This window comes from Microbulbifer harenosus (assembly GCF_005771435.1).
In the GTDB taxonomy this organism is placed as follows: Bacteria; Pseudomonadota; Gammaproteobacteria; order Pseudomonadales; family Cellvibrionaceae; genus Microbulbifer; species Microbulbifer harenosus.
In genome coordinates, this window is sequence record NZ_VANI01000012.1 from 87,322 (window position 1) to 109,075 (window position 21,754).

At 55.2% G+C, this 21,754-nt stretch carries 10 protein-coding genes; 1 reads left to right on the forward strand and 9 read right to left on the reverse strand.

Annotated features, from left to right (window positions below):
- Positions 1-108: 108 nt before the first annotated feature.
- Positions 109-1,407, forward strand: a complete 1,299-nt coding sequence (locus FDY93_RS12370; RefSeq protein WP_138236070.1) for a jacalin-like lectin — start codon at positions 109-111, stop codon at positions 1,405-1,407.
- 7 nt (positions 1,408-1,414) lie between these two features.
- Here FDY93_RS12370 and FDY93_RS12375 read toward each other — a convergent pair whose 3' ends face one another.
- The 9 genes from FDY93_RS12375 to FDY93_RS12415 all read right to left on the reverse strand — a co-directional run bounded on the left by FDY93_RS12375 (position 1,415) and on the right by FDY93_RS12415 (position 21,683).
- Positions 1,415-4,297, reverse strand: a complete 2,883-nt coding sequence (locus tag FDY93_RS12375) for a TonB-dependent receptor (RefSeq protein WP_138236071.1) — start codon at positions 4,295-4,297, stop codon at positions 1,415-1,417.
- Positions 4,298-4,309: 12 nt separating this feature from the next.
- On the reverse strand, positions 4,310-5,266 hold the full coding sequence (locus FDY93_RS12380) for a FecR family protein (RefSeq protein ID WP_138236072.1): 957 nt from the start codon (positions 5,264-5,266) through the stop codon (positions 4,310-4,312).
- Positions 5,263-5,760: an RNA polymerase sigma factor gene (locus FDY93_RS12385; RefSeq protein WP_138236073.1), complete on the reverse strand. Its 498-nt coding sequence runs from the start codon at positions 5,758-5,760 to the stop codon at positions 5,263-5,265. The genes FDY93_RS12380 and FDY93_RS12385 overlap by 4 nt, the downstream gene beginning before the upstream one ends.
- Before the next feature lie 97 nt (positions 5,761-5,857).
- Positions 5,858-6,205, reverse strand: coding sequence for a hypothetical protein (locus FDY93_RS12390; RefSeq protein WP_138236074.1), 348 nt, complete (start codon positions 6,203-6,205; stop codon positions 5,858-5,860).
- Positions 6,206-6,263: 58 nt separating this feature from the next.
- Positions 6,264-6,659 (reverse strand): hypothetical protein, encoded by a 396-nt coding sequence (locus FDY93_RS12395; protein ID WP_138236075.1) that lies wholly within the window; start codon positions 6,657-6,659, stop codon positions 6,264-6,266.
- A 60-nt stretch (positions 6,660-6,719) separates the two neighbouring features.
- On the reverse strand, positions 6,720-6,992 hold the full coding sequence (locus FDY93_RS12400) for a hypothetical protein (protein WP_138236076.1): 273 nt from the start codon (positions 6,990-6,992) through the stop codon (positions 6,720-6,722).
- Positions 6,993-7,074: 82 nt separating this feature from the next.
- Positions 7,075-7,344: a hypothetical protein gene (locus FDY93_RS12405; RefSeq protein WP_138236077.1), complete on the reverse strand. Its 270-nt coding sequence runs from the start codon at positions 7,342-7,344 to the stop codon at positions 7,075-7,077.
- Between the two features lie 275 nt (positions 7,345-7,619).
- Positions 7,620-8,429: a peptidyl-prolyl cis-trans isomerase gene (locus FDY93_RS12410; RefSeq protein ID WP_138236078.1), complete on the reverse strand. Its 810-nt coding sequence runs from the start codon at positions 8,427-8,429 to the stop codon at positions 7,620-7,622.
- Positions 8,430-8,447: 18 nt separating this feature from the next.
- Positions 8,448-21,683, reverse strand: coding sequence for a PA14 domain-containing protein (locus FDY93_RS12415; RefSeq protein WP_220446185.1), 13,236 nt, complete (start codon positions 21,681-21,683; stop codon positions 8,448-8,450).
- Positions 21,684-21,754 lie beyond the last annotated feature (71 nt).

The following is a 21,754-nucleotide window of genomic DNA, read 5'->3' on the forward strand; positions in this document are numbered from 1 at the left end:
ACCAGAATGCCAGAATAAATTCATCGGATTTTATGTCCCCAGACGTCGATGTAATCGCTCTTTAAATTACCTGCAATTGGCAGGTGACACACAAAGAGGAAACATCTGATGAAATTTTTTTGCGTTCTGCTGATCGCGCTACTGTCCAGCGCGCAGGCAGTAGCGGATGGTCAATTTAACATACTGACCTACAACGTCGCCGGGCTTCCCGACGCCTTCAGTTCCGGCAGCCCGGCGACCAATACCGTGAAAATCAGCCCTTTGCTGAATGATTACGACATCGTGGTAGTACAGGAAGACTTCAGCTACCACAGCGATCTTGTCAGCCAAATTGTGCATGCACACACTTCAGCCCACTCCGGCGATATAGCCGTCGGCGACGGCATGAACCGCTTTTCCAAAATCGGATTTTCCGATTTTAGCCGCACCAAGTGGAACGACTGTTATGGCGTATTCAGCGATGGCAGTGATTGCCTGACGCCCAAAGGATTTTCATTCTCGAGAATGAATTTTGGCGATGGTGCGGTTGTCGATGTTTACAACCTGCACGCTGACGCCAGTACCGATGATGCCTCCAACGCAGCACGGGCGAGTAATCTGCTGCAACTGCTCGCGGCGATAGAGACTCGTTCCAGCGGGCACGCCGTGATCGTCGCCGGCGACACCAACTCCCGTTACACCCGATCCCCAGACAGACTGCACGATTACATTGCGGCCGGATTTTCCGATACCTGGGTTGAAGTATCCCGCGGTGGAATTATTCCGCAGAGCGGTGATCCGGCACTGACCGACTGTACCGATAAAAATAGCGGCAACTGCGAACGAGTGGACAAGATCCTCTACCGCAACGGCGCTGCGGTGCAATTGTCACTGGCGGATGCGCAGGTGCCTTCCAATTTCATTGATTCCGCCGGCGAGCCTCTGTCTGATCACGACCCCGTTGCCGCCACCTTTCACTATTCACTCAATAGTGGTTTGTATCTGACGGGTACGGCTGGCGGCCCTCACGGCGATTTCTTCAACGACCTGCCCGCGTTGTCGATGGCGGACTACCCTCAACCCGATGCCATCACCCTGCGTGCAGGGAGCCGGGTCGACCAGATGACGTTCCACTTCCCCGGGGGCCTGCAGTTGAGCCACGGAGGAACAGGTGGCTCCGCGCAAACTCTGCAACTGTCACCGGGTGAAACTATAAGCCGGATTACCGCATGCCAGGCAAAGCACAACGGACATACCCGTATTTTTTACCTGCAACTTCAGACCAGTGCGGGCAACAGTATGGCCGGTGGATCACAAACGGGCACCTGTACCACCTTTGACGCACCAGCCGGGAAAGCCTTTATTGGTGCTTATGGCCGGTCCGGCAGTGAACTGGACAGTATCGGCTTTATCGCCAAAGAACTCTGAGCATAGTTCAGAATCTGGCATCCACCCCTAGGGTAAACGTGCGGCCGTAGTAGCTGTAACCGGCGAATTCACCACCGGCTATGGATTCTCTCTCGGCCGCGCCGGTTAGATTGGAGCCCTCGGCAAATAGAGAAATGTCTCGGCCGAGGGCCACGCTAATACGTGCATCGAGGTTGCCGAACGGTTCACTGTTCTGCGTCGCCTGATTGAAGCTTCCCACCTGCTTCAGGATCTGATCCCGCCAGCCGTAGTCGACATTGACCGTCACCGCCGCCGACTCAAACCATATCCCGGCATTGGCGGTACGCGGCGCTACATCCGCAAGCGTATCTTCCACGTACTGATCGCCCGCCCGGTACCTGGCATTGGAGTCTGTCAGTGAAATGTTTGCCCGTATACCGAGGCCATCCCAGGGACTGGGCAGCTGGCTGAACCGCTCCCGGTATTCCATTTCCAGTCCATTGATACGGGCACTGCCCCCGTTACTGCGGCTGGTCAATTCATAGGTCTGACCGCCGATGTCGATGTCGCGAGTGTCGGTCTGGATAAAGCCATCCAGTGTCGTATGAAATACACTGATACTGAACAGCCCGTCCGCGGGTAGGTACCATTCCCAGGCGAAGTCAAACTGGTTACCCACGACCATTTTCAGCTCGGGATTGCCCCCCACGGCCGTCAGCGTGTCTCCGGAATTGAGGGTGAGCCGCGGCGCCAGGTCCTGCAGGTCCGGCCGGTTGACGACCCGTGCGGCGGAAAATCGCAGCAACTGATCCCGCGCTGGTGCGAAGCTCAGATTCAGCGACGGCAACAGGCGGTCCTCACTCGCCGTCACTGTCAAAGGAAGAACCTGCATACTCTCGTCCGGCCAGTGTCCGCGCGCATGTCGGCTTCCCTGGAGGTAACGCAGGCCTAACTCTCCTCGCCAGCGCTCCAAACGCATATCAGAGCGAACAAACAGCGCTCGGTTGTTTTCCGCAACGTTATAGGAATTCATACGGTCGGCCGAAGACTGCGCAGTGTCTGTCAGATATCCGGGGTCTGCCAGCTGCCAGAATCGCTCCTCATCGGGCACCAGCCACTGCGCGGGCAAGTGCGCCTGCACGCTGTGGAGGAAATCATCCACAGGTAGCGCAAGAAAATATTCGTCGGGAAAAAATGCACCCTCGATACCGTCGCTGATCATCCGATCACGGCGTTGATAATCCCTGCTGAAGAATTGCCACTCCGCGCCGAACTCCACTCGCTCAAGCGGACCGTCATCCAGTGTGCGTGAAGCCGCCAGCTTGAGGGTGTTTTTACCGTCTTGTGCATTGATGTACCGCCATTCCAGTCGCCGCCCCGGGAAGTCTTCCGGATCGTTCAGTGAGACATTGTGGTAGGTAACGGTTGGGAGTGCGCCTTCGCCACTTTTTGGATACCAGAACTGGAAAGCAACATCGCCGTCTCTGCGCAGCCGTGTTCTCCGTATCGGATCGCTGTTGTAACTGTGTGCGCGCGACATCGCCAGTGCGCCAGTCACTTTCCACTCATCCGTTTCTCGAGACAGGGACACACTGCCGTGATACAGCGAATCCGTAAGCCCGGCGCTCTCACGCCCAATCTGTACCGACCCCGTTTGTGTATCTCCACCAATCAATGCATCGCCCCGCCACTGCAGGCTGTCGGGAACTAGCTGGTCGATGTCGTAGTCGGCACTGTAGGAAAACTCCTGATAATCGCTGTGCCGCTTCACGCCAAACAGATCCACGTCCAGGGCGATTCCATTTCCAGACTGCCACTGCAGCGCGGTGCTGATTCCCAGCCGTTGGCTTTCTTCCCGCTCCAAGGTGGGGCGGATGCCACCGGGAGAAAGGGTACCGTTTTGCGACTCCAGCCAGCGGAAATTCAATACCCGGTCCTGCCGCAGGCTGCGCTGGGAATAGGCTGTGATCAACGACAATCCGAGACTGCTGTCGCGGTTTACCCAGTTGCCCGCAACCGATATACGCGGACTGGTTTCACCAACCAGTTGCGAAGAACTTCCCGCGACACGGGTGCTCACGCCACTGGCCCCCATTTCCAGGGGGCGGTGCGTCTGTAAGTTGATCTGGCCACCAATGGCACCGGCGGTGTCGGCGGCAGAGGCACTTTTGCTCAGAGCAACGGCCGAGACCAGCTCCGCAGGCAACAGGTTGTAGTGAAAGCGCCGCCCATACTGCTCGGACGTCCGCACATTTTCACTGCTCGCCAGTGCATTGCCGTTAAGCGTAACCTGATTAAACTGGGTAGGCAGACCGCGCATGCTGATAAATAACGCCTCGCCCCGGTCGCGCACCACGGAAATCCCGGCGCTGCGAGTAATTGCTTCGGCGATATTCGCTGCCGGTAAACGCTGGATATCGGCAGTCTGAAGAAAGTCCTGGTGCCTGTTGGAATGATATTTCTTTTGCAGCGAAGATTGCTGGTACGCAGCGGGAATGCCCTTCACCAGCACCTCTTCTACGCCTGCAGCCGTGGAGGGCGCGTTGCCAGTGGCGGGCTCGGGCGGTGAATCTCGGCGAGATACAATCAACCAGCTTGCGCCCTGACGCTCCGCAACCAGAGCGGCATTCTGTAGCAGGTGCGCAATGGCATCCTCCCGGGAAAATTCCCCGCTAACCGGGGGAGCTTCCAATCCTGACACCAGGCGCGGGTCATAGAGTACTGTCTGTCCGGTGATTCTCGAGAAATGAGCCAGCGCATCGGACAGAGGACCGGCGGGGATGGAAAAATCTGTAACCGCCGCCTGTAGCGGAACCGGAGCGAGCAGCGTACAGCAGACAGCAATTTCACACAGGAGATTGAATCGCCAGGCTCGTGTACGGCGATCATTCATGGACCGACGGAAAGTGGGAATAGGCAAACCTTCCATTGTCGGTGCCTATCAGTCGACAGCTCGCCTTAGCTCAATGCGGTCCGGCGAGCGGCTGACACTGAGCCCATACAGACGCGCGAGAAGGGCCAGGTTCTCATTGGTTTCCGCAAGCCTGAAGCGACCCGCGATCGGCAATTGCGCGAGCTCGCCCTCCGCCACAATGGGCGCGGGGCTATAGCGCGAGAGGCGCTCAAGCAAATAGGGCAGTGGACGATCGCGAATTTCAACCCACCCCTGGCGCCAGTCGAGCAGGTCATCGAGGGCGACGGCCTCGGCGGCCTCTATGCCAACAGAGGAAATACGCACCCGCTGACCGGCACTCAGTATTACCGGTTCTTCCGGGGCCCTTGTACGTACTTCGACACGGCCCTCATGGACGGTAACGTCGATACCGTAGGAGGAGGATTCGATATTGAACTCGGTGCCCAGAGCCGTCACACGCGCATCGCCGATGCCGACTTCAAACGGCCGCGATGCGTCGTGGGCGACATCAAAGTAGGCGGCGCCCTGGCGCAGCTCAATCCGTCGCGCCGTGGCGTCGAGCCGCACGTCCACAATACTCGCCGCATCCAATTGCAGCCGCGATCCATCCGCGAGACTCAGCTGTCGCGGCTGCATCGCCGGCGTTTCAAAGTGCGCGGTATACGGCGGCTGATGCTCGCGGAAAGGGAACTGCCACAGTGCCAGTAGCAGGCAGGCGGCCGCCGCCATTGGCATCAGCCAACGCGCGAGCGGATGGTTTGTTCCGCCGCGCCGGTCATCGTCAGTGGGCGCCGAGCTTGTCAGCGCCTCCTGCAAAATTGGGGAATCCCAGGTATTCACCATGCGCTCGAAAATGACGGCGTGTTGGCGGTCCGCCTTGAGCCAGTTCTCGAAACGGCGTGCCGTCACAGGGTCGGGCTCTCCCTCAGACAGCAGTTCCAGCCAGTAGGCGGCCTCCTGGTAAGCATCCGTTACAGGGCTCACGCTATCCTCCCTTCATCCAGCGCTCGCTGAATATCGGCCAGCGCGCGGCTGATGTGTTTTTTTACCGCCTCAACGCTGATACCCAGCGCGCGGGCAATCTCCTCGCGGCTTTCACCGTCAAGACGTCGGCGAATAAAGACTTCGCGGCGCAGTGCTGGCATGGTTTCCAGAATTGTCAGGATCTCCTGCAGTTGTTGCTGCCGGCTGGTGTTTTCCTCCGGAGACGGCCCCGGACAGACCATCTCCGTCTCTTCGGCGTGCGCCACCGGGCCGCGGTTGATGATCAGATTGCGGGCGATGCGAATCGCATAGGCGACCGGGTTGTTGATACGCTGTTCCCGCGCCTGTTCCAGTACACGTGTGATGGATTCCTGATAAAGGTCCGCCACATCCGTGGCATTGTCGGCATGACGCTGAACAAAACGCTTCAGCCTGGGAGCTCCCTCAATCAGCTGTAAAGTCAGCGATGATTGTTCCGCATTCAATTCAGGCATTCGCCCCCCCGGCTTGCACAGTGCGATGGAACGCCAGATGGTATTTCCGGGGAGTTACAGTTTGAGGTCAAAATCGGGAAAGTTGCCGATGAACCGCTCAGCGACGACGCGGAAAAAACACCGCGTACACTCTGGTAATCAGAGACAGTGGCAGGCACACCAGGATGATAAGAATACCGAGCACGCCCCGCATCAGGTCGCTGCCTTCGCGGTGCTCTTCGTCCTTGTCTCTGAGATAGGCGTTATAACAGTGATCGGGACCGTCAATGGGGCGAAAGGTGAAGTCGATGATGCGCTCCATTAACTGCCACCATGGCCGGAATGGAGTTTCCTTAACCCGGGCAAAATAGCCGGTACGGGCAGAAATGGTGGCATCCGGGTTGCCACCGGCGATGGCATTGCCCAGTTGATCAATGGCGACCAGTACGCCTTTCAGCCAGATCATCGGAAGTACTACCTGAACCCTGAGCGCTTCGCATGGGGTTCAGCACCGACCGTACCAACTACACGCCGACGGAATAGCAGCGCAGACCCTCGCTGTAGATCCGACAGTGGCCCTCATCCGGACACGGCGCATCCATGGTCAGCGGTGCGGTACCGGCCGGACACTGGGGCGCAACCCCCGCCGTACACCAGCTTCCGGTATCCAGCTGGTAGCAGATACTGTCACCGGTGAGGCAGGCGCTGGCGGTTGGAACCTGTGTGTCACCGGCAAAGCAATTGCGGGGATACAAGGGTGTGAGATTCTGCGGCAACCGTCCCTGGTAATAGGTCGCGGGGGTACCGGTCAGATCACACCAGAAGCCATCCATGCTTTTCACATTTTCGATATTGCCGGCAGTACCCGCGCAACCGGCAAAAAAAATCGTCACCACCAGAGCCAACAGACGCAATTTCATTTCACTTCCTCTGTGAACATCAATGGGATTCGCCGCCCATCCACTGCGTATTCCCGGAAATTACTTCTCGTAAACGATACAGCGGCGTCCGCGGGAAATTTCATAACACTGGGCCGAGGCCGGACAGATGGAACCGGGGGCCAACTCCTCGGCGTCCCCAGGGCAGCCGTCGTAGTTGGTTTTCTGCTCCGCATGCGCCGGCGCACGGGGAATGGGTGCACTGTTAGGGTAGACCACCTGATCGCGCACGCTGCTGGTACCGCAGGCGGCGAGTAACGAGGTGGACAACGTGGCTGCCGCCAAAAGAGTTAGGGGAAACACTCGGGTGCGCATGGGGCCTCCTGATCAACCGACGAAAAATTGCGGCCTTCCCTACCGAAAGGCCGCGTTAATCCAATCCGCTTCTATCCGGGAATCAATAGACCCGCATCACCGGAAAAAACCAGCAGGCGGAACCCACCCGGGTATGCTCAACATCCGTCGAACACTGGCGGCTGGCCGCGGGCGGCGCCGAGGCATTGGGCAGGTAATTGCCTACCTCGACGAAGTCCGCCGTCTGGCTCTTATCGTCCGGGTTAAAGAAAAACGGGTCGTAACTGTGTTCGTTATCAAAGGGGACAAATATACAACCTTGTAAGCACAGGGTGGCACCCATTGCCACCACTGCGATCCCTGTGCGACTCATGACGACTACCTCGCGATTCGCATTTCATCACTTCAGCAGGCCAGGAACATCCTCTTCCGGTCCTCGATTGCTGTACCTCTAGTTTAGTCCCCGGGACGTGTTCGACGACGCCGTACACTTTTTAATCAAAATTAAATGCGCGGAATTCAACCTCTACGAAAATAAGACGACACAGGAAGAACAGCAAGCATAAAAAAACGCCAGTGGTACCTCAACTGGCGTTCATTTCGACCGTCGTTTTGCAAAAACTTGCTCCCGAGAAATCACCTCTCCTATCAGGTGTCTTCAGAGGTTCGAGCGAGTTTTAATAGCCTTTCATACTCATGATCTTTTAATGAGTTATTCAATTCGAATTTGATTTTTCCAGAAACATCGTCAAATGACTGCTGTCGTTCCGTTACCTTGGCCACCCGAAATAACTGGACGCCTCGCATAGCAGAGACAGGTTTACTTACCCCACCTTCAGCCAATCCTTGCAATGCGTCGACAAGTTCATAGCTAACATTTTCTGCAGCTAAGCTAACACCCACGTCAGCGGTTACGATCAGGTTTTCCTCTCCCTCAAAAGCGCTCAAGATTTCTTCATGGCTTTTACCAGCAAGCATCTCATTCCTAAGCGATTCCATGGCCGCTTCTAACAATAATTCCGTATCTTGCCCAACTTTCCGCGGCCGTATTGAAAACCGATCAACCACAAAGTCACGCAGAACATATTTCTCCCGATTATTTTCGTAATAAGCTTTATACGCGTCTTCACTAATGTTATTAGACAGGTATTTATTAAAATATGCAGCAATGACTTTTTGATTCAAAGCTTCCTGAAGCTCTATCTTTATCGCATCATCATCCGAGAGCTCGCCTTCCAATAAATAGCTTGCTATCCGACTTCTATCCATAAACGCGTCATAAGCCGAGCGCTTACGCTCCGAAGCCCTTTCGGGAATTCGAGTAATTTCTGCGTACTTCTCTATTGAAATGCTATCTCCACTCACGAAAGCTCCGCGGCCATCGAAAGAATTCTTCCCAGAACATGCCGAAATTGCAGTTAACAATACCGGAATAAACCAAAATTTTTTATTGATCATTTTTCTTATTGACTCCAACTACTGAACCATGACCGATTCGCGAATAAAACTTGCAGAGGGATCGACAATCAACCGATCCATGCTCGGAAGCTCCAGGCGATCGTTACCAAAGCTAAGAGAGGCACCGCCAGCCACGGTTACAGATTCAAAGCGGTGAACGCCCTGTAACTCTTGGCCTAACATACCATTCAGGTCGTCCTGTGTACGCAGTGTAATTGTGTTCTCGGTGTTGCTTTCAATCAGATAGTGAGGACTACTGGCTTCACCAGCATCCAGATCTACCATTATTCCAGCAATTCCCCATTCCAACGTACCATCACTCGGCCGCCACGGTGACTCCGCCACACCAACGCGCCAAACACCATCCTCAGACTCAGTCACAGAATTGATCTGATGACGACCAACACTGCGAGCGGGCGTACTACCTTCATTGGCAATTCTTCCATTGTTGTCGACGATCAGGTGTCCATATAGCTCTGAGTAGCGTTGTACAAAGGCGGTACCGGCCCCAGAAACAGCTCCTCCGGTACCCCCATGAACCTTGAGTTCTCCCGTAAAGGTGTCTTCCTCGGTATAGATTGAAATCCGTCCTCCTGCGCCAGAAGGATATACACTGGAATATAGATTGCTTCCGCCGGTGGCCTCTAAAGTACCGGTGCCAACAATACTCGCTGTTTCAATATGGATCGCACCACCAGCACCCGCCACTTGGCTACCATTGAAGTAGCCGCCATTGCCGCCGTTGGCCCGTATCGCACCATTGACGCTAATACTGGTTGAGTACAGCTCGACGACGCCTCCGCCGTGTCCGGTTCCACTCCCATAGGGTTTTCCGCCACTACCCGCGAAGCGGGCTCTCTCAAGTCGTCCGTAGGTACAATCTTCTGCTGTGTTATGACGTATTCCACCATGACAGCCGGCACGGGACTGGTCCAGGAAATCCGGTCCACTCCAGTCGGTATCAGGATATCCCCTACCTGAAACATCAATTGCTGAAGTCTCGTCGATAACAAGTGCTCCATCCACTGCCAGATGAAGACCGTACAATGACTTACTTCCTGTCAGTGCAAACGGTGCAGATATATTGGCACCATTCTGTAAGGTGAGATCACCATTGATTTGCACAAACTGATCACGATTGCTCAATGCCCAGGATTCACCATCAAGCACCAGGGAGCCATCCCAAATCTGTTCGTGGCTAAGGACCACGGACTGTGAATCGATGTGGGATGTTGACGGATTGAGAACAGTGAGTCGATCTCCACCAAAACTGACTGAAGCCCCGCCCGTAACGCGGATTGACTCGAACGTGTGAACACCCACCAGTTCTTGCCCAACAACTCCACTGATATCATCGTCCGTGATCAACGTCAGTACATTTTCTGTGTTGCTTTCAATTCGATAATGACGACTTGTGGTATCACCTGCATTCAGATCCACCATCGTGCCATCTAGGCCCCAGCCCAAAGCAGTATCACTGGGTTGCCAAGGGCTCCCTGCTACCTTAATACGCCATTGATTATCAGCCACTGGTTCCACGGAAGTAATCTCCAGTCGACCTACCGTACGAATCGGTGTGCTCCCACTTTCCGATTGACGGTTGGCATTGTCGACGATTAGGGATCCGTATGTTTGACCGCCTTCACGAACGAAAGCAGTACCTGCTCCCGATACGCTTCCGCTAACGCCACCGTTGGTGAGGAATGTGCCAACGAATCCATTTACGTCGGTTTGCACACTGATTCGTCCTCCCGCGCCTGCGGGGTAACTGGCCGAGTAACTGTTGCTACCGCCTGTAACTTCCAAGGATCCCGAGCCCGAGAAGTTCTGCACCTCCAAATGTATAGAACCGCCAGCACCTGCCACCTGGCTACCGTTGTAATAGCCTCCATTGTGGCCATTAGCGCGGATTGCACCGTCAAGGTTCAGATTCGTGGTGTGGAGTTCTACCACACCACCGCCATGCCCGGTTCCGCTGCTGTATTGCTGTCCACCACTACCGGCATAGCGAGCCCGCTCGTAACGTCCATAAGTACAATCCTGTGCGGCATTTGCGGGCAAACCTCCGTGGCAACCTGGACGGGACTGTGAATTGAAGTCAGGTCCACTCCAATCGGTATCTGGGTAACCTTTACCAGACACATCAATCGCAGATGTTTCGTCGATATTAACCGTACCGGAGACCTGAAGCAGAACGCTATTGAGCTGTTTGCTTGTGACCTGTGCCGCCGGCGCAGTGATCGTACTACCATTACTCAGCGTAAGGTCACCGCTGATTCGAACAAGCTCCGCGCCATTGGTCAGCGACCAGCTTTGCCCATCCAGGGTGAGAGAGCCTTCCCACCACTGCTCGCTACTGAGCACACCTGACTGTGCATCAACATATGAAGCCTGGGGGTTGAGAACAATCAGTCGATCCTCCCCGAAATCTACAGATGCGCCACCAGTAATCAAAACAGTTTCAAAGGTATGCACACCGACTAATTGCTGACCTACAATTTCACTGAGGTCATCGTCGGTGAGGATAATGATCGTATCCTCAGTATTGCGTTCCACCAGATAGAAGCCGCTACCCGCATCACCAGAATTCAGGTCAACGATAAGTCCATCGATACCCCACCCATTTTCAGTATCCGTTGGCGTCCAGGGCGTTTCAGCCACCTGAATACTCCATTCCCCGGCCCCGATTTCCTCCACAGCGATAATCGAATGACGGCCTACAGCGCGGATTGGCGTACTACCAGTGTTTGCACTGCGTCCAGCATTATCAACAATCAAGTGCCCGAAGGATTGTGATTCCAGCTGAACATAGGCGGTACCTGCGCCCGATGCTGCGCCGCCAGTTCCACCGTTCACATTGAATTCACCCTCGAAGCTATCGCTGGCTGTATAGACACTAATCCGACCACCAGCTCCAGCGGGATAGCTGTTGGAATAGGCATTGTTACCACCAACTGCCGATAGCATGCCCGTACCGCTAAAGCTCTGCGCCTCGATATGAATTGCTCCACCGGAACCCGCTACCTGGGTTCCGTTGTAGTAACCACCGTTTGCACCATTCGCCCGAACAGCACCGTCCAGCAGAAGTTCACCAACATAAAGTTCGACTAGACCGCCACCGAAACCAGTGGCGTTACCGTACTGCCGACCACCACTACCTGGAAAGCGGGCGCGCTGGTAACTACCGTAGGTACAGTCTTCCACTGTGTTGCTGCGAATCCCGCCATGGCAACCACCCCGGGACTGGTCCGAAGAATCGGGGCCACTCCAATTTTCACTGGGAAATCCTTTTCCAGATACGTCAATAACTGAATCCGCATCCACCGCGAGTTTTCCACCAACCACCAAAGTAATTGGGTAGACAGCCTTGGATGACGAGTTTGTATCACGAGTGGTTAGGCTACTGCCCTGCAGAAAGAAGTCGCCTGCGGTGACGAACTCGGCAACATCCAGAGTGAGCGTCGTATCTGCGAGACTCACATTCCCACTGATCGAAAGCGATGGCGCTTTCAATGTGGAGTCTGAGACGCCCGTCAGTGCCAGAGACTCCAGCACCAGCGGCTGGGTTATTTCTACACGCCCCGCAGAGTGCAGTGCTGCGGTAATCAGCTCGTGATCCAGGGCGCCCGCACGAACCTGTCCGCCATTGGCAATGGTTGAGTTCGCAGGATCCAATACCACCAGCCGGTCTTCACCAAAGTCCAGTGAAGCGCCACCGGTGACACTGATACTCTCGAATGTGTGAACACCAACGAGTTCTTGTCCGGCTACACCGCTGAGATCATCCGTCGTACGGACAGTGAAGCTGTCCTCGTTATTAGACTCCACCAGATAATGCGGACTTGCTCCGTCGCTCGCATCCAGATCGACACTGATTCCATCAATACCCCAGTCATAGAGGTTGTCTGATGCCTGCCAGACATTCTCCGCAACGTAAACACGCCACTTATCCGGTGACAGCTGCTCGACTGCCTCAATGGTATGGCGACCAACCTGTCGAATGGGCGTACTACCTTCCACTGCCTCACGGCTTGCATTGTCTACGATCAAACGACCGTAGGTATGCAGCAAGGGAAAGACGAATGCAGTACCAGCGCCCGATGCAGTTCCACCAGTTCCGCTGTTGACAGCAAATGAACCGGTAAAACTGTCAACCTCGGTGTAAACACTGATTCGCCCACCACTGCCGGCGGGATAACTAGTGCTATAACTGTTATTTCCACCAGTCACCTCAAGTGCACCGGCACCGCCAAAGCTCTGGGTTTCGATATGAATCGCCCCCCCAGCACCGGGAACCTGGGTACCGTTATGGTATCCACCATTTTCACCATTGGCCCGAATAACCCCCTCAAGCACGACACTTGCAGCATAAAGCTCGACAAGGCCTCCGCCGTAGGCGCGGTTGCTGCTGTTGTAATAGTGACCGCCGCTACCGGCATAACGCGCGCGCTCGTAGCGGCCATAGGTACAATCGGCCGTTGTGTTTCGGCGAACTCCGCCGTGACAACCACCACGCGACTGCGTTTCAAAGTCAGGTCCACTCCAGTTGTCGTTCGGGTAACCACTTCCTGAAACATCAATGACGGAATCCAGATCAATGGAAACCGTGCCCGCGACTTCCAATCGAAGTCCATACAGGGATTTCGAAGAACTCTGGGCAGAGGGGGCTGACAGCGTCGCGCCATTAACCAATGTCAGATCGCCATTGATCTGGAGCAGCTTATCCCGGTTGCTGAGCGACCATGCACGACCATCCAGAACAAGAGAACCGTCCCATAACTGCTCCGCGCTGTGCAGCGAGGATTGCGCATCAATAAAGGACGCTGATGGGTCGAGGACGATTACACGATCCTCGCCGAAATCGACCGACGCACCACCGGTAACCGTGACAGCATCAAAGATGTGGACCCCCATCAGCTCCTGCCCGACAACCGCCGAAAGGTCGTTTTCAGTCAATACCGTGATGGTATTTTTGCTGTTCTTCACGACCTTGTAATGCTCGCCGGCAGCTTCACTTGCATCGAGGTCGACACTGATGCCGTCAATGCCCCAACCCAGATCTGTATCTGTGGGTATCCAGGGTTCCCCCTCAACTTCAATACGCCACTCATCACTTGCCACTTCATCCACGCCGACAATGCGATGGCGACCAATGGTGCGAATTGGTGTGCTGGCGTCTTCTGCTCGCCGACCACCATTGCCAACAATTAGATGGCCATGGGTCTGTGAGGACAGCAGTACATAAGCAGTCCCGGCACCAGCAACACGGCCACCAGTACCGCTGTTTACACGGTACTCACCGATAAAGTTTTCACTTTCCGTGTAGACACTGATACGACCACCGGCGCCGGAAGAGTAATTACTGGAATAGCTATTGCTTCCCCCTTCCGTTTGCAGAGTACCGCTACCGGTAAAGTGCTGCGCCTCAATGTGAATGGAACCACCGGCTCCTGCAACTTGTGTTTCGTAGTAGCCGCCGCCGTTAAGACCATTTGCGCGAATGGAACCGTCGACGTTGACAGTGTCCGCATAGATCCGGATGAGACCACCACCGTGCCCAGGGCTTGCGTTGTTGTAATAGCGGCCTGCACTACCGGCGAATTCGGCGTACTGGTAGCGCCCATAGGTACAATCTTCAGCGGCACCGAAACGGATACCCCCGTGACAGCCACCACGGGACTGAGTTTCGAAGTCGGGCCCACTCCAGTCTTCACTGGGATAGCCCCTGCCGGAAACATCAATCGACGAATCGCTGTCAATATCCAGAGTTCCGACGACATTGATGTCCAATGCCTGCAAGGTCTTCGTAGAGGACTGCGCGTAAGGCGCCGTCAGGCTGCTCGCCATCAGAATGACATCACCGCCGACAGTCAACTCATTGGTGTCGAGCGTCAGCGCCGCATTGGTCAATGACACGCCAGATAAGACACTTACCGAAGGCGCCTTCAACACAGCGGACGTAACGTCACTCAACGATAAGGTCTCGATCACCAGCGGGCGAGTCAGTTCCACGGCCCCCTGAGACTCCAGTACGTTGGCCAGGAAGGCATCATTTAGCCACCCCGCCTGCACTCTCGCACCACTATCGACTCGAGAGTTTTGCGGGTCACGAACCACCAGCCGGTCATCCCCGAAGTCCACATCGGCGCCGCCAGTAACGGTGATGGTTTCCAGCGTATGGACGCCCACCAGTTCTTTACCCAGTACACCACTCAGATCATCGCTGGTAAGGATCGTTATGGTATTGGTGGAGTTTCGCTCAACGACGTATTGCTCGCCGGCAACATCGCTCGCATCCAGATCTACGGTAATACCGTCGATCCCCCAACCGAGCGCAAGGTCCGTTGGCCGCCATGGCTCACCTTCTACTTCCAGGCGCCACTCGCCCGGCGCCACCTGATCGACCCCCGTCACAAGGTGTCGGCCAATGGTCCGGATCGGCGTGCTGCCTTCTTTTGCGTTGCGGCCACCATTATCGATGATCAGATGACCGTACTCCTCCGAAATTAGTTGTACATAAGCGGTGCCAGCCCCGGATACGGTGCCAGAAGTACCTGCATGGGTACGAAGCTCACCGGTAAAGCTGTTGCTTTCGCTGTACAGGCTGATGCGGCCACCAGCACCAGCCGGATAACTGGTGGAGTACGCGTTATTGCCACCGATCACTTCAACGCTACCTGTGCCCGCAAAGCTCGCGGACTCGATGTGAACACTGCCCCCCGCACCTGTTACTAGGTTGTTGTAGGCACCGCCACTCAAGCCATTTGCACGGATAGCACCATTCAGAGAAACGGTTCCGGCATAGAGTTCAATAATCCCGCCGCCGTAGCCCGGAGAACCCGCGTTGTAGTAACGGCCGGCACTGCCGGCAAAACGCGCCCGCTGGTAACGTCCGTACGTACAGTCCAAGGCGACATTACTAGGTACACCGCCGTGGCAACCCGCTCGGGATTGTGTGTCAAAGTCAGGGCCACTCCAGTTTTCGCTGGGGTACCCCTTGCCCGAAACATCAATGGACGAAGTTCCATCTATCTCCAGGCTTCCACTGACTTCCACAATGAGCGGTGAAACGGTCTTGGTATCTGCATTCGCTGCGAATCCGAGTAATTTCGAGCCATCGTTCAAAATCAGATTGTCGGATACCAATTTCTCGACGGTAAGATGAGAGCCGCTAATCAGGGCGACATCGTCTGCCACCAAGGATTGCGACACTTGTACATCCGCCAGGTCACTGAGAACCAGTGTTCCGGCTACTTGCAGTCCTCCCCTGAAGTTGAAGCTTCCGCCTTTCAAGGTGAGATCACCGGCGGTAACCGGGCGCAAAAAGGTCACAGGCTGCTCGGGGGAGGAGTGAAGCTCCGCTTCCGTCAGCGCTATGGTTTCGGACAGGATGAGCTGCCCTTCGATACCCGGATTGCGGAAATGAAATGCAGACGCCGGTATCAACTCCTCTGTCACCGCACCATAACTCCAGCGCAGATTGACGTATGTTGAGCCTGTTGCCTGCTCGTACTCCACCAGAATGCTGTGACGGCCGGCAGTCAGCGTCACCGGATCAGCCTGATAGTCACCACAACAGGTAGTGTTTACAACCAGCGCCCCGTCAATCCATACCCGGATTTCATCGTCTGCTCGACCGCTAAAGGTGTAGTCCCCGTCTTCGGGCACTTCCAGTTCACCCTGCCAACGAATACTGAAGTAATCGTGTTGCAGTCCAGAGGGATAACCGGAGCCCCAATCGAAGCTGATCTGTTCATCCACCTGCGAGAAGCGCTTGGCGGTGAAGTCCTGGTTGTCGTAATAGGTTCCCCAGAGACCGCCCTGTTCGTAAGCAGTGGGAGTAAATACCAGCATACTTACTTCGTCCAGCTCACCCACGAGCAGTGAGCTACCGAACGCTATTTCCGATCCTGCGGGATCCAACAACACCAGTCGGTCGTCCCCCAAATCCAGCGAGGCATTTCCGGAAACCGTTATGGTATCGAAGGTGTGTACACCCACTAGGGTCTGGCCAACAACCGCGGATAGATCATCTTCGGTATACAGGGTGATGGTGTTCGTGGTATTTCGCTCGATACGGTACAGCGGACCAGATTTGTCCACCGCATCCAAATCAATGGATATACCGGCAATCCCCCGCTGCAGCGTCACATCTGTAGGCTCCCAAGGCTCACCTTCAACCTCGATACGCCAGACTCCGGTATCGATCAGGTCTGCACCGGAAATCACATGGCGACCGACAGTGCGTATCGGCGTGCTGCCCTGAGGCGCCGTGAGATTCGCATTGTTAATAATTAAATGGCCGTAGCTTTCTTGCGGATGCTGCAGATACACAGTGCCGGCGCCTGAAGGCTGGTAGCTACCACTTGCCGCCTGGTAACGGCCGGTAAAACCACTGCGATCCGACGCGTACACACTGATGCGACCACCGGTACCGGCACCGGAAAGATTGCCGCTATTCGAATAGCTACTGTGGTTACGACCTCCATTTGCCCGCAGTAAGCCCGTCCCCGATAGACTGGTGGCTTCCAAGTGGATACTGCCGCCCGCACCGCCGGTGTAGAGTCCCTCTGCACCATTCGCAATCAAAGATCCATTCAGCTGAATCTCTCGGGCAATCAGCTCAATTACGCCGCCACCGTTACCGGTGTAGGAGTCGTACCAATAATCCCCTGCACTACCGGCAAACTGTGCTCGCTCATGTCGACCGTAGCTGCAGCTATCGCCACTGCGTCGCTTACCGGCGTGACAGCTGGAGTGTCCGCTATCGAACCAGGTAGTCTGGTAATCCGGCCAGGTATAACCACTGTCACCGGTACCCGGATAACCCCGACCACTGGCATCAATGCTGGCCTTGTCCGACAGAATGACAGAGTCAGCCAACACTCGCAGTGGTCGAATTTCACGTGTCGAGGTGTTCGCATAAAACCCTCGCACGACTGAATCGCCAAGCAACTCGATCTGACCGATGCTTTCGATATCGGAAGCATTCAGTATCGAGCGATCCGCCAGCTGAATGGACTCCGCATACAAGCGGCCATGTACGGTCAAGTCTGTAAATTCACTCAGAATAAGCGGGCCATTTACAGTGAGATCTTCATTGAAGATAACGCTTCCCGACTGCAGGGTAAGTGCTCTGCTTGTCACGGAGCGACTGAACGTAATTGGCTGTTCAGCTGACGCATACAGCTCGCTCTCTTCAAGCTCATACACCTGAGAGAAAATTATTCGACCGCTAACTCCTGGGTTCCGGAAATAAAACGCAGAAAAAGGAATCAGCTCCTCAAATACTGGTCCATAGCTCCAGTACAGATTGACGTAAGTTGAGCCTGTTGCCTGCTCGTACTCCACTAGAATGCTGTGACGGCCGGCAGTTAGGGTCACCGGCTCTGCCTGGTAGCCATCACAACAGGTGGTGTTTACAACCAGCTCTCCGTCAATCCATACCCGGATTTCATCATCCGCTCGACCACTAAAGGTGTAGTCCCCGTCTTCGGGCACTTCCAGCTCACCCTGCCAACGAATACTGAAGTAATCGTGCTGCAGGCCACTGGGATAACCAGAACCCCAGTCGAAGTTGATCTGCTCATCAACCTGCGAGAAGCGCTTGGCGGTGAAGTCCTGGTTATCGTAGTAGGTACCCCAGAGACCTCCCTGCTCGTAAGCCGTCGGGGTAAAGACCAGCATACTGGCCTCATCCAGCTCGCCGACGTGCAGAGAACTTCCGAAGGTGATTTCTGATCCTGCAGGATCCAACAGCACCAAGCGATCATCCCCCAGATCCAGTGAGGCATATCCTGAGACGGTAACAGTATCGAAAGTGTGTACACCTACCAGTGACTGGCCGACTACCGCGGACAGATCATCCTCTGTGTGTACCGTGATGGTGTTAGTGGTATTCCGCTCAATAGGATACAGAGGGCCCGATTTATCCAATGCGTTCAGATCAACCGATATCCCCGAGAGGCCTCGCTGCAGAAAGTCATCAGTGGACTCCCAAGGCTCACCCTCTACTTCAATGCGCCAAATGCCGGTATCGATCAGGTCTACACCGGTAATTACATGGCGGCCGACCGTACGTATCGGTGTGCTTCCCTGTGGCGCAGTGAGACCCGCATTGTCGATGATTAACTGGCCGTAGCTCTCTTGCGGATTCTGCAGGTAGACAGTACCGGCACCGGAAGGTTGGTAACTGCCACTCGCAGCCCGGTAGTGGCCGCTAAAGCCACTGCGATCCGAGGCGTATACACTGATGCGGCCACCAGTGCCGGCACCGGAAAGGTTGCCATTGCTGGAATAACTGCTGTGATTGCGCCCACCATCCGCTCTTAGTAAACCGGAACCAGCCAGTGTTTCCACCTCCAGGTGGATACTGCCACCAGCGCCACCTGTCTCATAGCCAGCATGTCCGTCTGCCAATATCGAACCATTGACGATGGCCTCCCGAGCGAACAACTCAATTACACCACCGCCGTTAGCAGTTTCTGTACTCCGCCAATAATCCCCTGCACTACCGGCAAACCGCGCACGTTCGTATCGACCATAGCTGCAGCTATCTCCGCTGCGGCGCTTACCGGCGTGACAACTGGAATGCCCGCTATCGAACCAGGCAGTCTGGTAATCCGGCCAAGTGTAGCCACTGTCACCGGTTCCCGGATAACCGCGACCACTGACGTCAATCGCCGCCCCTGCATCAACCTTTATGACATCTGCAAAAATGGAAAGGGCAGAAATGCGCTTATTGGTAACCGAACTATTAGGGACAGTGATTGTAGCCCCGTTTTGAACAATCAACTCACCCGCGACTTCAAGACCATCCACTAGATCCAAAGTGACCGAAGCACCATCAATTACCAGGTTCCCCGCAACGGACAACTGCTTCAAGGATACTTGTACAGGACTGGTGCCCGTGATTAGTGCATCACCATTTACCTGTAACCGGTAGTCACCACCATCCACTATGGAATTGTTCAGTGTCAATGCCTGAACCTGGCGATCCGTAGTCATGGCAATTGTCTGGCTGGCCCAGTTCTGCAACGCCGGCCCGGAGATATGAACGGGCACCTGAGCGTTCAGCCCTGCGAGCGAGGCTGAGATATTCGCCGTGCCTTCATTCAGCAAATAGATACCATCCTTTTGGTGCTGAGCTACCGCAGAATCGGAACTAAATACAACGGGGAACAGGTCCTCGCGGTCCACGTTCAACAGATAGGACTGATCTCCGACGGTTATCAGCGCTTGCAGATCAAATTCGATGATATTGGAATCCACCTCCAGGTCGACCACGCGATCACTGGTGTCATAGACAAGGCTGGTCACATAAGGCGTGATATCAGCATCCCCATGAACAATCGGAGAAGCTCCCAGGGCCACCTCCAAACCGTCCGGAACACCATCGCTGTCGGTATCCGAATTGTAGCTGTCTGACTGATGAATCGTTACTTCATCGATATCGCTCAGGCCGTCACCATCCGAGTCCCGGGCGCTCACCGCATCCCCAAGCTCCTGATACCGATCTCCGCCCCAGTCAACGGAAGCACCATTACTCACAGTTACAGATTTGAACAGGTGCACACCGACCAGACTGTTTCCAACTACGCCGGTCAGGTCATCAAACGATTCAAGGACTAGTGAAGATTCCGCATTACTGATTACCAGATATAGCGCGGACTCCGGGTCCGTGCTATCCAAGCTCACAAGCAAACCGTCCAGACCGTGGCTGAAGGACTGACCAGACGACTGCCAGACCGCGTCGGCAACGCTCACCCGCCAGCGGTTCGGCGACAATTGCTTCACTGCTGTAATCTGGTGCTCGCCAATAGCCCGTATCGGCGTAGAGTTTTCCTGAGCTTCAGCACCGCCGTTATCGACAATGAGACTACCTACTGAATCTGCCAGGTCATGCACATACACCGTACCCGCACCGGCAATATCGCCAGGACCGGAAGAGGCAGAAATAGACCCCGCGTATTCCTCTGTCGAGCCGGTGGAAATGGAGATTCGGCCACCGGCGCCTGCAGAATAGCTGGTATGAGTCGCATATCGATTCCGCTGCCCACCGCCATTGGCAGTAATTACACCGGATTCTCCGCCTGACACCTTCTCAGTCTCGATGTAGATCGACCCGCCGGCACCACCGAGAATATATCCGCTTTGGCCATTCGCCAGAATGCTGCCGTGAACCACAAGCTCGGCCACCGAAATGTCCATGGCGCCACCGCCATGCCCCGGATACTCAACGCCGTAATCGTCACCACCGGAGCCTGCAAAGTACGCGGCTTCATAACGGCCAGTCGCCGACTTCCCGTGACGTCGATGCCCGCCATGCCCCGATGCGAGACTGCTATTCGAAGCGAAATCCGGAGCAGCGTAGTAATCGTTCGGATAACCCTTCCCGACCAGATCAATCGATGCCGTTTCGGCAATACTCAACTGTCCGTCAGCAATCACAGAAAGCCGGTAGATATGTTTAGCGCTGACATTTGCCGCGGGAACCGTAACGCTAGCCCCCGCACCAATCGCAAAGTCCCCGAGCAAAGAAATAGACTCGGTAATAAGCTGACTGTCATTGACCGTGATCTGATTTGCAGTAATTGACAGGGAGTAAACCGAAGCCCCATTGTCAATCAGCAGGTTGCCAGCAACGTCCAAACCACCGTCAAAGTAGACATTCCCCGAAGTCACCGTGAGCTGGTCGATACTGACTTTGTCACTGAAGCGCAGGGTGCTAGTACCCAGATTATCTAGAAGTAGATTGGAAAGCTGCGGGGTGTGGCGCAGTGTGATTGCCGCACCACCTTCGCCTGCAAGTTGAATCAATTCCTGGCTGATCTCGCCCGCAAGCAGTGAACTGTTCGCGGCAAACTGCGAATTCACCAAATCCAATACAACCAATCGGTCTTCACCAATATCCAGTGAACTACCACCCAGCAACTGCACGCTGGCAAAGGTTTGCACACCGATCAGCTCTTTCCCAAGCGCGGAGTAAAGATCATCGCTGGTGTGAATCTCCAGTACACCTTCGCGGTTGCTGACGATCTGATAGTGAGTACTGGCGGCTTCACTGCCATCCAGGTCGACCCAGAGTCCGTCTACACCGTAGCCATAGGTGTTATCGGAATCTTTCCAGGGGGTACCGCTGACTTCGATCTTCCAGACACCATTGGTGGGCTGGTACACATCGACGATCTGATGACGGCCCACTGAGCGCAGCGGTGTACTGCCGGACTGTGCCACTCGATCGGCGTTATCCACGATGAGATGTCCGAACTGCTGCAGTGGGTCGAGGACATAAATAGTGCCCGCCCCGGAAGCATCACCAGCTC

Coding starts and splice junctions, on each gene's coding strand:
- FDY93_RS12370 (WP_138236070.1), top strand. CDS start 109: ATGAAATTTTTTTGCGTTCTGCTGATCGCGCTACTGTCCAGCGCGCAG.
- FDY93_RS12375 (WP_138236071.1), bottom strand. CDS start 4,297: ATGGAAGGTTTGCCTATTCCCACTTTCCGTCGGTCCATGAATGATCGC.
- FDY93_RS12385 (WP_138236073.1), bottom strand. CDS start 5,760: ATGCCTGAATTGAATGCGGAACAATCATCGCTGACTTTACAGCTGATT.
- FDY93_RS12390 (WP_138236074.1), bottom strand. CDS start 6,205: ATGATCTGGCTGAAAGGCGTACTGGTCGCCATTGATCAACTGGGCAAT.
- FDY93_RS12395 (WP_138236075.1), bottom strand. CDS start 6,659: ATGAAATTGCGTCTGTTGGCTCTGGTGGTGACGATTTTTTTTGCCGGT.
- FDY93_RS12400 (WP_138236076.1), bottom strand. CDS start 6,992: ATGCGCACCCGAGTGTTTCCCCTAACTCTTTTGGCGGCAGCCACGTTG.
- FDY93_RS12405 (WP_138236077.1), bottom strand. CDS start 7,344: ATGAGTCGCACAGGGATCGCAGTGGTGGCAATGGGTGCCACCCTGTGC.
- FDY93_RS12410 (WP_138236078.1), bottom strand. CDS start 8,429: ATGATCAATAAAAAATTTTGGTTTATTCCGGTATTGTTAACTGCAATT.